The organism is Ensifer sp. ENS06 (assembly GCF_014852205.1).
Taxonomy (GTDB): Bacteria; Pseudomonadota; Alphaproteobacteria; order Rhizobiales; family Rhizobiaceae; genus Ensifer; species Ensifer adhaerens.
Genome location: NZ_JACVBC010000018.1, coordinates 90597 through 105430, shown reverse-complemented (window position 1 = coordinate 105430; position 14834 = coordinate 90597). Strand labels below are relative to the sequence as shown.

11 protein-coding genes are annotated in these 14834 nt (G+C 64.6%); 3 read left to right on the top strand and 8 right to left on the bottom strand.

What is annotated here, in order from left to right:
* Nucleotides 1-34 precede the first annotated feature (34 nt).
* Nucleotides 35-358 carry a DUF2282 domain-containing protein gene (locus IB279_RS33675; protein ID WP_034790329.1) on the bottom strand — a complete coding sequence of 108 codons (324 nt, stop codon included), beginning with the start codon at nt 356-358 and terminating at the stop codon, nt 35-37.
* A gap of 208 nt (nt 359-566) precedes the next feature.
* Here IB279_RS33675 and IB279_RS33670 point away from each other — a divergent pair, with 208 nt between their 5' ends.
* Together IB279_RS33670 and IB279_RS33665 are read left to right on the top strand one after the other, a co-directional pair.
* Nucleotides 567-1103, top strand: coding sequence for a sigma-70 family RNA polymerase sigma factor (locus IB279_RS33670; RefSeq protein ID WP_060519968.1), 537 nt, complete (start codon nt 567-569; stop codon nt 1101-1103).
* Between the two features lie 2 nt (nt 1104-1105).
* Nucleotides 1106-1744, top strand: coding sequence for an NrsF family protein (locus IB279_RS33665; RefSeq protein ID WP_113504342.1), 639 nt, complete (start codon nt 1106-1108; stop codon nt 1742-1744).
* Nucleotides 1745-1998: 254 nt separating this feature from the next.
* On the opposite strand, the gene IB279_RS33660 is transcribed toward IB279_RS33665, so the two are convergent.
* The gene (locus tag IB279_RS33660; RefSeq protein ID WP_371814280.1) at nt 1999-2781 is read right to left on the bottom strand and encodes a DeoR/GlpR family DNA-binding transcription regulator; all 783 of its coding nucleotides are present in this window, start codon (nt 2779-2781) and stop codon (nt 1999-2001) included.
* A gap of 248 nt (nt 2782-3029) precedes the next feature.
* On the opposite strand from IB279_RS33660, the gene IB279_RS33655 reads away from it, so the two are divergent.
* The gene (locus IB279_RS33655; protein WP_192340640.1) at nt 3030-6329 is read left to right on the top strand and encodes an autotransporter domain-containing protein; all 3300 of its coding nucleotides are present in this window, start codon (nt 3030-3032) and stop codon (nt 6327-6329) included.
* 88 nt (nt 6330-6417) lie between these two features.
* Here IB279_RS33655 and IB279_RS33650 read toward each other — a convergent pair whose 3' ends face one another.
* The 6 genes from IB279_RS33650 to IB279_RS33625 form a co-directional block, all read right to left on the bottom strand.
* A complete protein-coding gene (locus tag IB279_RS33650) occupies nt 6418-7080 on the bottom strand; it encodes a histidine phosphatase family protein (protein WP_034790208.1) in 663 nt (220 codons plus the stop codon).
* Between the two features lie 88 nt (nt 7081-7168).
* Nucleotides 7169-8269 (bottom strand): ABC transporter ATP-binding protein, encoded by a 1101-nt coding sequence (locus IB279_RS33645; RefSeq protein WP_113504339.1) that lies wholly within the window; start codon nt 8267-8269, stop codon nt 7169-7171.
* Between the two features lie 14 nt (nt 8270-8283).
* On the bottom strand, nt 8284-9993 hold the full coding sequence (locus IB279_RS33640) for an iron ABC transporter permease (protein WP_192340639.1): 1710 nt from the start codon (nt 9991-9993) through the stop codon (nt 8284-8286).
* Nucleotides 9994-10115: 122 nt separating this feature from the next.
* Nucleotides 10116-11435 (bottom strand): ABC transporter substrate-binding protein, encoded by a 1320-nt coding sequence (locus IB279_RS33635; protein WP_060519960.1) that lies wholly within the window; start codon nt 11433-11435, stop codon nt 10116-10118.
* 159 nt (nt 11436-11594) lie between these two features.
* Nucleotides 11595-12935, bottom strand: a complete 1341-nt coding sequence (locus IB279_RS33630) for a sigma-54 dependent transcriptional regulator (protein WP_112983757.1) — start codon at nt 12933-12935, stop codon at nt 11595-11597.
* Entirely contained in the window at nt 12932-14833 is a 1902-nt protein-coding gene (locus IB279_RS33625; protein ID WP_112983756.1) for an ATP-binding protein, read from the bottom strand. Before IB279_RS33625 ends, IB279_RS33630 begins: the two co-directional genes overlap by 4 nt.
* Between the last annotated feature and the right edge of the window lies 1 nt (nt 14834).

Sequence of the window (14834 nt, the reverse complement as noted above, 5' to 3'; positions counted from 1 at the left end):
ATTGCCCCGCGTCCCGTTCCTGAATTGCGATCAATCAGGACGGCATGTCGCGGGAAAGCGCCTCGGGCGAACCCATGCGGCCGTCGGGCAGCTTCATCGTCGTGCAGGTGCCGCCGTCGACGAATTTCCAGGCATTGCCCTGATAGTCGACGGTGGATGTTGCCTGGCACGTCGTGCCCGGGCCGGCGGCGCAATCGTTCTGGCCCTTGAGCGCAACGCCGAAGCATTTCTCCTTGCCGGCATCCATGGCGGACTTGACCTGCGCTTCAGTCAGCGGGCTCGCAACCGCGAGCGACGACAGGGCGGCGGCGACCGCGCTTGCCAGCATTGCGCTGCTGATCGTGGACTTCATGGACATCATATTATCTCCGTGTTGAACTGTTCCCGTGCGTCCTGTCTGAGGCGCACATCGGGTCTTTCGCCGCGGCGACACCGGGCGTTACATAACGTTGGCAACACGCTTTCGTGATGGGCTCGCGAGGTCGGTCTGAGCAGACAGCGGCCGCGAATTTGAGATAGCCGTGTAACAAACGCCGGGAATCGGCGAATGGGGAGGAAAGGCGCGGGTGAGCGGCGCGGACGACGAACATCTCGCAAGACTTCTCCGCGCGGCCGTGGCCGGCGACGAAAAAGCCTATGCCGACTTCCTGCGGGACGCAGCGCAGGCGATCCGTGGCTGGGCCCGACGTTGGACCATCGGCGGAGGCGTCGATGCCGAGGACGTCGTGCAGGAGGCGCTGCTGGCAGCGCACGTCAAGCGCCACACCTGGCGGGAGGATGCGCCGGTCATACCGTGGCTGCATGCCATTGCCAGGCACAAATACGTCGATGCCGTGCGTCGTCAGGCTCGCCGCCCGACGGTCGGCATCGAGGGGCTTGAAGACACGCTGGCAAGCGTGGAGACGGAGAAGGCCAGGGATTGGGAAATCGGCCGGGCGCTGGAAGGGCTGGCACCTGGGCAGCGCTCAGTGGTCAACGCGATTTCGATCGAGGGTTTCACGGTGGCTGAGACGGCGCAGAAACTGGACATGAATGAAACGGCGGTTCGGGTGGCGCTTCACCGAGGCCTTGCTGCAATCGCCCGCCGATTTGGACGAAACTGACCATGGACACGAACGACCTCATCAAGGCTCTCGCAGCCGACAATCGGCGACCCGGCCTGCCGATGAACACCGTATGGTCCGGCGTCGCCATCGGCGCACTCGTCCTTGCCGGTGTCGTGTTCTCGATCCTGCTCGGGCCGCGGCCGGATATCGCCGCTGCCGCCGAGACGGTGCGGTTCCTGTTCAAATTCGTGGTCACGATAGCGCTCGCCGCGGCCGCTTTTGCGGCCATGCGCGTTGCCGCATGGCCCGATGCGGATCCGCGCAAGCTCGTGCCCTACCTTGCCGTCGCGCCGGCGCTCGTTGCCGGCGGGGTGTTGCTCGAGCTTCTTGCGGTGCCATCCGATACCTGGACGACGAAACTCGTCGGAACCAACTATCTCGTCTGCATGACCTTCATTCCACTGATCGGCCTTGCGCCCTTGGCGCTGTTCCTTCTCGCACTGCGCCATGGTGCGCCGGCGCGCCCCGGCTTTGCCGGCGCCCTGGCAGGGCTCGCGGCCGGCGGCATCGCCGCGACCTTCTACGCGGCCCACTGCCCGGACGATTCACCGCTTTTCGTCGCGACCTGGTACACGATCGCGGTCCTCATGCTGACGGTGCTTGGGGCGTTGGGCGGCCGCTGGGCGGTTCGCTGGTAGGGCCGGCCATATGAGCCTTTGCCGGCGTTCAAAACAAAAAAGGCCGGCAATGCCGACCTTTTCCCGCTCGCTGCGTCACACTGCCAGTACATCCGTGGTCAGCGTTTGCGCGCGAACTACGCCCGGAGCCTTCGGTTGATCATGTCCGTCAGGCTCCACGGGCAATTTCTTGATGCCTATGTGTGGTGCCGCACCAAAGGTTTCAAGCCCCTGGCAAGAGATCGCCGCGGGCTTCCATCGCTTCGGCCCTTGCACTAGCAATGAATGCTGACGCCGTGTTGGCGCAGTAGGGAGACGAGACGCTCCTCCGGCAATTCATTGGTTACCAGCGCATCGATATCGGCAAGCGAAGCCAGGCGCACCAACGCACGCCGGCCAAACTTGCTGCTGTCAACGGCGAGGATCACCCGCTCGGCCTGGCGCATCGCGGCCGAGACGGCGGCGACTTCGGCATGGTCGTCGTCGCCGATATCGCCGTCCTGATCGATGCCGCTGACCGAGATGATGGCGACGTCGAATTTGAACTTGCGGATATAGTCGGCGGTCTCCTCGCGAAACACGCCGGCATCCACTTGCCGCACGAAGCCGCCAGGCACCGCGACGGCAAAGCTGCTGCTTTCGCTGAGCGTGGTTGCGACGCGCAGACTGTAGGTGACGACACGAAGATCGCGGCGCTTGAGCAGTCCGCGCGCCACCGCTTCGCAGGTCGTGCCGGTGTCGAGGAAGACGGCAGCGCCGTCGGCAACAAGCTCGGCGGTCAGTTGCCCGATGCGTTCCTTCACCTCCGCGTTGTCGATGCGCCGCTGGCGGTAGATGTTGGGATCAACCGGAGTCGCAATGGTCGCGCCGCCGTGCAGGCGCCGCACCTTGCCCTCCTGTTCGAGCGCCATGATATCGCGCCGTGCCGTCTGGGTGGTGACGCCGAACAGGCCGGTGATCTCCTCGATCGAGATATAGTGGTTCTTCTCGAGGTGGCTGAGAAGCTGCGCCTGCCGGCGCGTCTTCTTGTCCCCATCCGAAATATCCCGATCGTCCATCACCCTCATCCTGATTGCCCCTCAGCACGCTTTGCTACCATAGGGCCGACGCCGATCTCCAAGGAAATCAGCGCAGCACCTATGGGCCGCGCGAAATTTTATGGCGCCCCATGAAATGTTGTAAAACTGACATTTGACTCGCTTAATGTCCGTAATCGTACATTTCAGTGAACTCTTCCGCACATCAATACCATCGCCATGAAGGTCTTGTGACGGAGCGTGTTCGCATCGCGACATTGGAGCAAGATATGAGACAACGTGGACATCACCTCCGCGGGGTGCGGGCTTTTGCGCGCCTCACGCAACCGTTGCGCCTGGCGACGGCGATCCTTCTGTGCGGAACGAGCCTGACGCTCTCGGCGGCCGAGGCGCGCGCCGCCGACGACAGCATGAAGATCCTGACGCTCAACACCTGGCTGGACCGCTTCAAGGCCAACCCGAGCGTGATGTCGGACTTCTTCATCAAGGGGAACTACGACATCCTGACCTTCCAGGAGTTCCGCGCCAACAGCACCTACGCACGCGACATTCCCGGCATCCTGAAGAATGCGGGCCTTGGCACCTACGCGACGCGCCAGGACAGCGATACCGGCGTGTTCTCGCGTCTCCCCGGCACCTTCGGCGCCAGCACGCTCGGCGACATCGTGACCTACACGGTGGTCGACCCTACCGTCAGCAAGCCGCAGGTGGTCGTCGGCACCACGCACCTCAACTATTACGACCCGCCGACGACCCGCATCAACGAAGCCAAGGGCATCAATCAATGGGCCAAGTCCGAGACGCGGCCCATCATCCTCACCGGCGACTTCAACGCCGGCGACGTCTCGGAGCGCGGCCTGCATTCTGTCAGCCAGCAGGAATTGCTGCTGAAAACCTACGTCAAGAACCCGACCAACAGCTTCTACATGAGCCTGCTGCGCGACTATGCAAAAGACCAGCAGAAGCTGGACGCCTATATCGCCGATTGGAAGGGCAAGGGTGCTTCGGCGATCAACGCCTCGACGGTTCCCTCTGGCCTCTTTGCCGACGAGATGTATCCGGTTGCCGGCAACCTGCCGCAGACGATGAACATCCTGAAGAAGCAGTTCCAGATCTTGCAGCTTCCAAACGAGCGCGAGCAGTTCTCGCCGCATGGCTTGAACGACGGCAGTGTCACCTGGCCGTCGCACGGCGAAGACGCCACCAACACCTGGGCAAGCTGGCACCGGGTCAAGATCGATCACTTCTTGGCGTCGCGTCCCTTCGGCAAGTGGTGGACGCTGGCCGACGATCCGAAGGATCCCTATTCGGGCGTCATCACCGACGTCAGCTACGTGACCAATCCGGATGGATCGAAGACGCCGCTTTCGGACCACGAGCCGGTCGCCCACACGGTGCGCTGGGTCGGTCCGGTGCTGCAGAACTACACGGATCCGGCGACAGCGACGGCCAGGACCCGGATCGTCTGGGGCGATGAGGCATCGACCTTCGCCGAGAAGGGCAAGGTCTTCAACCTTAGCCGCAACAACATGCGCAACGACGTCTATCTCGGCCAGATCGCCGACGAGAACGGCCTGCCAATTCTGGCCGGTCTGACCGACCAGGAGAAGAAGACGCTGCTTGATTGCAAGAGCAGCGATCCGCGCTTCCAGCAGGCGATCCGCGACTATTGCATCGACGATCATTCGTTCATCGGCGAAACGCTGGTGACCGACGGAGGTACCGTTGTGGTCGAAGAGGACGCTGCGCTTGGCAGCGCAGCAGCGAAGCTGAGGCTCGATGGCGGGGCCCTCAGGATCGCCGGTCGCGACATGCATCAGATCAACCGCGATATCGTTCTCGAAGGTGCCGGTGGCGCGCTCGACGTGGCGGACGCCGCCAACGTGGTTGCCATCAACAAGGCGATCAGCGGCAGCGGCGGTCTCACCAAGCTCGGCGCCGGCGCACTCGTGCTTAACGGCCAGAACACCTATACCGGCGCGACCGTGGTCAAGTCCGGCCTGCTTTCGGTGCAAGGGTCGATCGCCTCGTCATCGGGCCTGACCATCGAAAAGGACGGCGCCATCGGCGGCATCGGGACGTTCGGCAGCATCACGATTGCCGACGGCGGCGTGATTGCCCCCGGCAATTCGATCGGCACGCTCAACGTTGCCGGAGATATCAATTTTGCAGCGGGCTCGACCTATGAGGTCGAGGCCAACGACAAGGGCGAGAGCGACAAGATCGTCGCGTCAGGCAAGGCGACGCTCAACGGCGGCTCTGTCCTGGCGCTCGCAGCCAATGGCAGCTATGCGCCGCAGACCAACTACACGATCCTGACGGCGGCCGGCGGCGTGACCGGTACCTTTGCCGACGTCGCATCGAGCCTCGTCTTCCTCGATCCGACGCTCGGCTACGACGCCAACAACGTGACGCTGACACTCAGCCGCAACGACATCCGCTTCGCGGATGTCGCGGAAACCGCCAACCAGCGGGCAACGGCGATCGCCGCTGAAAGCCTCGGCTTCTCCAATGCAGCCTATTCGGCGCTCACCAACCTCGACCGCGCGCAGGCGCGTTTTGCCTTCGACCAGCTCTCGGGTGAAATCCATGCCTCGACCAAGGGTATGCTGCTGCAGGACGGCCTGCTCCTGAACGCTGCAGCCACCAACCGCATCCGCGCGGCTTTCGGCGATGACAGCACCAAGGCGACGCCAGTGCTTGCCTATGGCGAAGGCGGCATCGAAAGCGTTGCGGCCGATACGGACCGCTTCGCCTTCTGGAGCCAGGCCTTCGGCATCTGGGGCGATACGGATGGCAACGGCAATGCGGCGGGCTTCCAGCGTAACGTCGGCGGCTTTCTCATGGGCGCCGATGGCCTCGTCGGCGACAACTGGCGCGCCGGTCTCTTCGGCGGCTACAGCCGCTCGTCCTTCGATGTGGTCGACCGTCATTCCTCCGGGGACAGCGACAACTACCACATCGGTGCCTATGCCGGGACCGGGCTTGGCGCGCTGTCGCTGACGGCGGGTGCGACCTATAGCTGGCATCGCATCGAAACGACGCGCAGCGTGTCCTTCGGCGGTTTCGACGACAGCCTGTCGGCGACCTATGACGCCCGCACCGCCCAGATCTTCGGCGAGGCGAGCTATGCCGCGAGTGCCGGTCGCTTCGATTTCGAAGGCTTCGCCAATCTCGCCTATCTCAACCTCGACACGGACGGTTTCCGTGAAAAGGGCGGGTCAGCGGCGCTCTCCGGCCGCTCGAACAACAACGACACGACCTTCACGACGATTGGCGTGCGCACCTCGACCGACGTTTCTTTCGGCGAAACGGCGGCGGTTCTGAGCGGCACCGTCGGCTGGCGCCATGCCTTCGGCGATGCCGTGCCGACCTCCACGCTTGCCTTTGCCGGCGGCCAGGGCTTTACCGTCGGCGGTGCGCCGATTGCCCGGGATGCGGCACTCGTCGAAGCGGGCATCGACTTCAAGATCGCTCCGGCCGCGACCTTCGGCGTCAACTACACCGGCCAGATCGCCTCAGGCGTTTCCGACCACGGCGTCAACGCCAAGCTGAAGGTGAGTTTCTGAGGCGGCAACACATCGCTCTGAACATCGAACGCCGCGCATGGTTTTCATGCGCGGCGTTTCTTCGGGTTGGTTGCGGCGGCCTTGTCGATCAGATCCAGACGGTCCTTCCTGCGCCATCGCAGCCAAGGGCGCGCAGGATGTTGAGGGGCACGTCGAGCATGGTCTCGCGACCTGCGGTCAGAAGGAACGAGGCGGTCTGCGGCTCGCGATAGGCAAGAATCTCATCGCGCGAGGCGGCGGTGTAGATGCCGCGCAGGGCCCTGAGGCAACCGCTATGGGTGACGACGACATGGCGGCGGCCGCGGTCGAGCGTGTCGAGCCAGGCCTGAAGGCGCGCTGAAAGCGCCGTCCGGCTTTCGCCGCCCGGCATCGAATAGTCGAACGGGTCGGCGCTGTGCGCATCGTACTGATCGGCAAGATCGCGCTCGATCTCGTCATGGGCCAGCCCCTCCCAGGCGCCATAGGAGCGTTCGGCAAGGGCAGCCGCCTCGGCAAAACGATCGAAGGGGATCGACCAGGTGTCGGCGAGGATCGATGCGGTCTGGCGGGCGCGGCCGAGCGGGCTCACCCAGAAGGTCAGGTTCTTTTCTTCCTCGGCGATCCGTTCGGCAAGGCGCAGGCCGACGGCGAGTGCCTGGCGCACGCCATTGGCGGTCAGCGGCGTGTCCTTGCGGCCCTGCAGGCGGCCGGCGACGTTCCATTGGGTTTCGCCGTGGCGGATAAGGATGAGGCTTGGAAGATCTCTTTTCATGCGGAACTCGGGTGTCAGCGATCTGGCGCTGCTTGAAATGGGGAAGCTCGCGCCCGCCGGCGAGACCGGCGGACGCGCGTCGTATGCTCTAGTGGGCGAGCCATTGCGCCGACGACGGCTTGAGGCCGAGCGTCGTCGTCGCGCCGGGTTCGAGAAGCGCGTCGCCGGAATGGAACGGCGCGTCGATCAGCACCGTCGCCGCCCCAATCCTGACACCGTAGCGCACGGTCGCGCCGAGGAATTCGCGATGCGCAATGATGCCTTCGAGCGCGACGGCGCCCGGCTCGAGGCTGCCGATCGTCGCATATTGCGGCCGGAAGACGAGTTTGGCGCCTGCTGGCACATCGGTGCCCGCCGGGATCGGGATGGAGCCGCCGCCAACCACCTCGAAGTTCCTGCTGGCACCGCTGCCTGCCACCTTGCCGTCGAGGATATTGGCGGTGCCAAGGAAGTTGGCGACGAACAGATTGGCTGGCTTCTCATAGAGCCCCATCGGCGTTCCCACCTGCTGGATGCTGCCCTCGTTGAAGACGGCGATCCGGTCGCAGACCGTGTTGGCCTCTTCCTGGTCGTGGGTGACGAAGATGGTTGTCAGCTGCAGCCGCTGCTGCAGCTCGCGCAGTTCGCGCCGGACTTCGACGCGCATCTTGGCGTCGAGGTTGGACAGGGGCTCGTCGAGCAACAGCACCTTCGGCTCGATGGCGATGGTGCGGGCGAGCGCCACGCGCTGCTGCTGGCCGCCGGAAAGCTGCGACGGGCGGCGATCAGCGAGGTGCTTGAGGCCGACGAGGTCCAGCGCCGCCTTGACCCGACGGTCGACCTCGGCGCGTGGCAGGCGCCGTTCTTCAAGGCCGAAGGCGACATTGGCGGCGACGGTCATGTGCGGCCAGAGCGCGTAGGACTGGAACACCATGCCGATGTCGCGCTTCCATGCGGGCATGTCGAGCACGTCCTGTCCGCCGATCACGACCTTGCCCTGACGGGCGTTGTTGAAGCCGGCGATCAGCCGCAAAAGCGTGGTCTTGCCGCAGCCGGACGGGCCGAGAAAGGCGAAGAATTCCCCCGGCTGTATTTCGAGATTGATGTTCTTCAGGACGTGCAGCGCGCCGTAGTAGAGATTGACGTCACTGATGCTGATCGCCTTGGCGGGGCCGGCGGCGAGTGCGGCGCTGTTGTTGTTCACTGTCATTGTTTCCTCCCGAATTATTTTGCCGTCCCGAGCGCCTTCTGGCGGCGCTCGATGACGTAGTGGGACAGGAGCGTGCAGAGCGCGACCATGATCACGGCGATGACGCCGAGGGCCGCACCCGGACCGCGACCGGCCGGCGATTGCATGAAGACGTAGAGCCCGTAGGCGATCGGCGCGTCCGAATTGCTCTGGATCAGCATCAGCGTTGCCGAGAGCTCGACGGCGGCCGTCGAGAAGCTGGTGACGAAACCGGCAAGCAGGCCGCCGGTCATCAGCGGCAAGACGATGCGGCGGATGGTCCGCTGCTTGGTCGCGCCGAGGTTTTCGGCGGCTTCTTCGAGCGATTCCGACACCTGTTGCAGGGCGGCGTAGCAGGCCCTTAGCGCATAGGGCAGGCGGCGGACGGCAAGCGCCAGTACCACCATGACCCAGAGCGTTGCAAGCGGTGTACCGTCGGGCAGCGTGATGCCGTAGAAGGTCCGGAGATAGCCGATGCCGAGCACGACGCCGGGGATCGCGAGCGCTGCAGTGGCCGCCCAGTCGAGCCAGCGACGGCCGACGACCTTGGTGCGCAGCACCAGATAGGCGATGGCGCCGCCGATCACCACGTCTATCAGGCCGGCAAGGCTGGCGTAGATCAGCGTGTTCTTGATGTAGAGCGAGCTTTCGCCGAAGACGCGGCCGTAATGCGCAACGGTATAGGCGTCCGGCAGCGGGCTGAACGACCAGACGGTTGCGAAGGACAGCAGCAGCAGGCCGATGTGTGGCGAGAGCACCAGGAGAAGGATCAGAGCGACGACGCCATAGGCGATGACGCTTTCGCCGCGGCTGAGCTTGCGCCTGGAAAGGCCGCCGCCGCCACGCTGCACGGTCGAATAGTCCTTGCCGCGCATGGCGACCGCCGAAAGCCACATGGCGAAGATCGAGACCGCGATGAGGATGACCGAGATGACGTAGCCCATCGGGTCGGTGAGGCCGACGGAGGTGACGCGGAGATAGGCCTGCGGCGCCAGCATGTCCTTGACGTTGAGGAGCAGCGGTGTCGCCAGATCGTCGAAGACCTTGACGAAGACGAGCGACGCGCCGGCGAGATAGCCGGGCATGGCAAGCGGAAAGACGATGCGGCGGAAGAGGCGAAAGCCGGAGGAGCCGAGGTTCTGGGCAGCTTCTTCCATCGACCGGTCGATATTGCGCAGGCTGGTCGACAGGTTGATCAGGATGAAGGGGAAATAGTGCAGCGACTGCACGAAGATGACGCCGTTCAGCCCCTCCATGAAGGGGATGCGGAGGCCGAACCAGTCGTTCAAGAGCAGGTTCACCGTGCCGTTGCGACCGAAGAGAAGCTGCATCGCCACCGCGCCGACGAAGGGCGGCATGATCAGGGGCACGAAGCCGAGCGTCTGGATGATGAGCGAGCCGCGGAAGTCGAAGCGGGTCGTGAGCACCGCGAGCGGCAGCGCAATGGCGCTCGCCCAGACGACCGACATGCCGGACACATAGACCGAATTGAAGAAGGACCGGCGGAAGAGGACGGTGTTGAAGAAGTCGATGAAGTTGACGATGGTCAGCGCACCGGTGCCCTTCTCGGTGAAGGCGGTGTAGATGACAGTGCCGGCGGGGATGACCAGGAAGATCGCCAGGAACAGGGCGATCACCGAGACCGCCAGGATCTGGCCTGGTTTGGCCGCGGCGGGCCTGATGGGAACGGAAGCGACGAGCGCCATGGGGCAGACTCCGGAATGAGTTCGGCCAACCGGGCGCGCGCAAGGCGCGCCAGGGTCGGCGAAGCTATGATGTTTTGGGAGCATGACCGCCCGCCAGTTGGGCAGGCGGTCGCTGTCGCGCGTTAGTCGACGAGGTTCAGGGCTTCTTCAGCCTTGGCCTTGGCGGCGGCATATTTCTCCGTCGCGAACGCGGCCCACTTCTGCTCCAGTTCCGCCTGGCGTGCGGTCTTCTCTTCGCCGCCGGTAAAGGCGTCGCGCGTTTCCTTGCTGGCTGCCTCCTCCGCCGTGATCGGCATGGCGGCAGCCAGGACCTTGGCTTCGTCAAGAAGCGCGCGGGCCGCCGGCTGTTCGTTGGCAGCGAGCGCCTTTTCGGCCGCATGGATCGCCTGGGTGGCGCCCTTCAGGTTTTCGAGCTGGAAGGAGATGAGCTGGTCGAACAGCGTGTCGACGACATCCGTGCGCTTCTTCGAAACGTCGCTGTCAAAGGTGATCATCGACTGGAAGCGCGGATCCTTGAAGGGGTTCGGGAAGCCTTCGGGCGCCTTGGCGTAGAGCGCCGGGTTGATCGGCAGGCGACGGATCGCCGGCTCGAGCAGGACTTCCTGGCCCTTCTCCGACAGGATGTAGTTGACGAAGGCCTCGGCGCCGGCCTGGTTCGGGGCATTGGCGACGATGCCGATATTGGCCGGCACGACTGTCGTGACCGAAGGATAGGCGAAGCTCACCGGGAAGCCGCTTGCCTGAGCCGAGAAGGCGAAGAAGTCGATGACGATGCCGATGCCGGTCTGGCCGGAGTTGACCGCGTCCGGAACGCCAAAGGAGCGCTCGGTCACCTGCTGCAGGTTGCCGCCGATGCCCTTGAGCGTGCCCCAGCCCTTGTCCCAGCCTTCGCCCTGCAGGATCGTCTCGATCGTCAGGTGGGTGGTGCCGGAGCGCGACGGGGCGGCGATGGCGACGTGGTCAAAGTATTCCGGCTTGGCGAGGTCGCCCCATTCGGCCGGCTTCGGCAGGTTGTTGGCTTCCAGGTAGCGGTCGTTCGACATGATGCCGTAGCCCGACGCGGCAAAGCCGAAATAGAAGCCGTCCGGATCGTTGACCGGATAGGAGCCGACTTTTTCGGGCAGGCCCGTCACCGACGGGGTGAACTTGGCCAGGAGTTCCTTGCTCTTCAAGCTGTCGAAGGCGTCAGGCGCCGACGCCCAGAACAGGTCGACCTGGTTGTTGACCTTGGTCTCGTCGATGTATTTCACGCCCGAGCTGGTGCTCTTGTTCTGGACGTCAAGGGTAAAGCCGGGATTGGCGGCCTCGAAGCCCGCCTTGAACGGATCGGTCACGTCCTTGGAGAACGAAGTGACGATCGTCACCTTGCCACCGTCCTGGGCGTGGGCCGTCACGATAAAGGCAGCCGACATCAGCATCGCTGCTGCGATGGTTTTCAACATAGGTATCTCCTCCCAATAGACCGCCAGTGCTTGGCGGCTGTCCTATTGAGAGCAAGGCCCGTGCCAGATCGAAAAACCCGGCAAAACCAGCCAGTTTCACGTCGGGATGGGTAAGAAAGGTAACATCGGGGCGGGCGAGGCGGGGTCAAAAGGGTAACATTACCCCTCGTCGCCATCGGCCCGGGCGTCGATGTCGAACTTGCGCATCTTCAGATAGAGCGTCTTGCGGGAAATGCCGAGCGCATCGGCGGTCGCACCCACGCGGCCCTCATGTCTGGCGAGACTGTTGATGATAATGGTCCGCTCCAGCCGGTCCATCTGCGCTTCCAACGTCTCGCCGCCTGCGGTCGTGGCTTCGCTGTCCGGGCGCTCTTCGAGCCCGAGCACGAAGCGTTCCGCGACATTGCGCAGTTCACGCACGTTGCCGGGCCAGGGCCGGGCGTTGAGATCGGCCAGCAGATCGACGCCGACCGGCGGCGCAGTGCGCCCCTGGCGCTTTGCGGCAAGGCTGAGGAAGTGCTGGAACAGGAGGCCGACATCGCCCTTGCGGCGCGCGAGCGGCGGCAGTTCGACCCGGGCGATGTCGAGGCGGTAGGCGAGGTCTTCGCGGAATTCTCCCCGCCGCGCGGCATCGTGCAGGTCGGCTTTCGTTGCCGCCACCACACAGATGTTGACCGGCAGTTCGACGTTCGATCCGAGCCGTTCGATGACGCGCTCCTGCAGGACGCGTAGCAGCCGCACCTGGGCTGCGATCGGCATCGATTCGATCTCGTCGAGAAACAGCGTGCCGCCATCGGCATATTCGATCTTGCCAATGCGCTTTTCGCGCGCGCCGGTAAAGGCGCCGGCCTCATGGCCGAAAAGCTCGGATTCGAGCATGGTCTCGGGGATGGCGCCGCAGTTGACGGCGACGAAACGGCCCTTGCGGCCGCTGAAATCGTGCAGCGCCCTTGCGGTCACTTCCTTGCCGGTGCCGGTATCGCCGATGATCAGCACGTCGGCGGAGGCGGCAGCGATGCGCTGCAGCTTTTCGCGCAGCGCCACCATCGGCGCCGAATGGCCGATCAACCGCGTCTCCCAGCCGTCCTTGTCGACGGAGAGGCGCAGCCGCCGATTTTCCAGCAGCAGGCGACGGTGATCGCGGGCCCGGCGCACGGTTTCGATCAGGTGTACCGGATCGGCTGGCTTCTCCAGGAAATCCCAGGCGCCTTCGCGCATCGCACGCAGCGCCATCGGGATATCGCCATGTCCGGACATCAGCACGATCGGGATATCGGGATCGACCTTGCGCACGGCGGCGACCAGGTCGAAGCCGTCATGATCGGGCATGCGCACATCCGAGACGATCACGGTGTCGCTGTCGGCGCGAAGGCCGGCGAGCGCCGCGACGACGGAACCGTGCGGGGAGACTGTGAAGTCCTCCAGTTCCAACACCTGGCAGCAGGCCTCAAGCACGCTGGCGTCGTCGTCTATCAGGATGATGTCCACTTCCGGTCTCATTCCGGGCCTTTCAGGGATACGAGGAATCGTGTGCCGGCCGGGCCGGTGTCGAGGATCGTGATGTCGCCGCCAAAATCCTTGACGATGTTGTAGGAGATCGACAGGCCGAGACCGAGCCCCGAGCCTACCGGCTTGGTGGTAAAGAAGGGATCGAACACAGCTGGCAGGTTTTCCGTGGCGATGCCGTGCCCGGTATCGCCGACGATCAGCCGGGCGACGCCGCCGGTGACTTCAACGCTGACGGTCACGCGCCGAAGTGACTGGACAGCGACGGCGTCGAGCGCGTTGCCGACGAGATTGACGGCGACTTGCTCGAGCCGGACCGGTTCGGCCATGACCATTGCCGAACTGTCCTGCGGCAACGAAAGATCGAGGGCGACGTTCTCCTCCTCGAAACGGTGTTCGAGCAGGCTGAGGGCGTCCCGCACCGCCGCGGTGAGATCGACCGGCCGCAGCTGCGCGTCCGGCCGCCGGGCAAAGCGGCGGATATGGCTGATCTGGTCTGCCATGCGTCCCGTCAGCCCCTTCATCTTGTCGAGGTTGTTGACTGCCTGCTCGCCCTTGCCGCGGCCGATTAGAGTGGCGGCGCTGTGAATATGGGCGCGAAGGGCGGCTAGAGGCTGATTGAGTTCGTGGCCGATGCCGGCCGCCATCTGGCCGAGGGCCGCAAGCTTTGCCGACTGGATCAGCTCGTCGCGGGTCTGGCGAAAGAGGGTGAGCGCACGCGAGAGGTCGCCGAGTTCGTCGGCCTCGGGCGGCGGGATCGCCGTGGAGTGCCGGCCCCCGCTGATCGCGCCGGCGGCCGTCGCCAGCAGGCGGATACGGGCAATGAGGTTGCGGTGGACGTAGAAATAGCCGATCGCGCTTGCGACGAGCACCGAGAGAATGGCGATCGCGACCAGCAGGCTTCGCCCGGTCTCGATTGCCGCAGCCGCGCGCCGGGCGGCGTCCCCGGCGCTTGCCTCGATCGCGATCACTTCCGTTTCGATCTTGCGGCCAAGCTCCTCGACGAGCCGGCTGTTTTCGCCGGCAAGTTCGGCAAGCGTGCTGGCCTGCAACATTTCCGAGCGCTTGCGATTGGGTATGCCCGTCGAGGCGTTGGACTGGTCGAGAATGCGCCCGGCAAGCTGCCGAACGGTTATGCTGTCGGGCCAGCTGTCGAGCGAGCGGATGCGGCTTGCCAGTTCGTCGGCGCTATCGCCGAGGAAGGCGTTGGTCTCCTGCATTTCCTCTTCGGTCGTGGCGTTGACCAGCCGACCGATGAGGCCTGTCGCAAGGTTCGCCTGGGAGACGACGGTCAGCAGCGCTTCGCTCTTGTGCTGTTCGGCGAGTGCGGCCGCACCCTGACCCTTGCGGGTCTCCGCTTCGATGTTGAAGCGGATGTCGTCGACCAACGGATCGGCTTCTTCCAGAAGATCGGCCTGGACCCAGCGCAACTCGTCGATGTCCGACCGCATCGCCTCGCGCAGCGTGAAGCGCTTGCCCGCGGCAAGGTCGATCTTTTTCAGATTGGTGCCGATGGCCTCGGCGAGCGGCAGCAGCGCCGCCGTGCTCGACTGCGCCGTGTTTTCTTCGAGCAGGGCGCGAAGGGTCTGGAGGCGCGTCGCGTAGACGGCGCGGATCTCGTTGTACTCGGCGCGGCTTTCGGCGCCGGCAAGTACCGACGTCACGGAGCCGATGTCGGCCCCGGCCTTGGAGAGTCGCGACGCGAAGGCGAGCTGCGGCATCTGCTCATCCGCCATGCGCGACAGTTCGCCCGACAGCCGCTCGTAGGAAAGCCAACCGACCAGGCAGGCGCCGACAGCGAGCCCGACGATCGCGACAAAGGCCAGCACGAGGCGGGCGCCGATGCCGAAGCGCCAGCGCGGCTGCCGTGCGGTCGTTTCGAGAACCGCCATC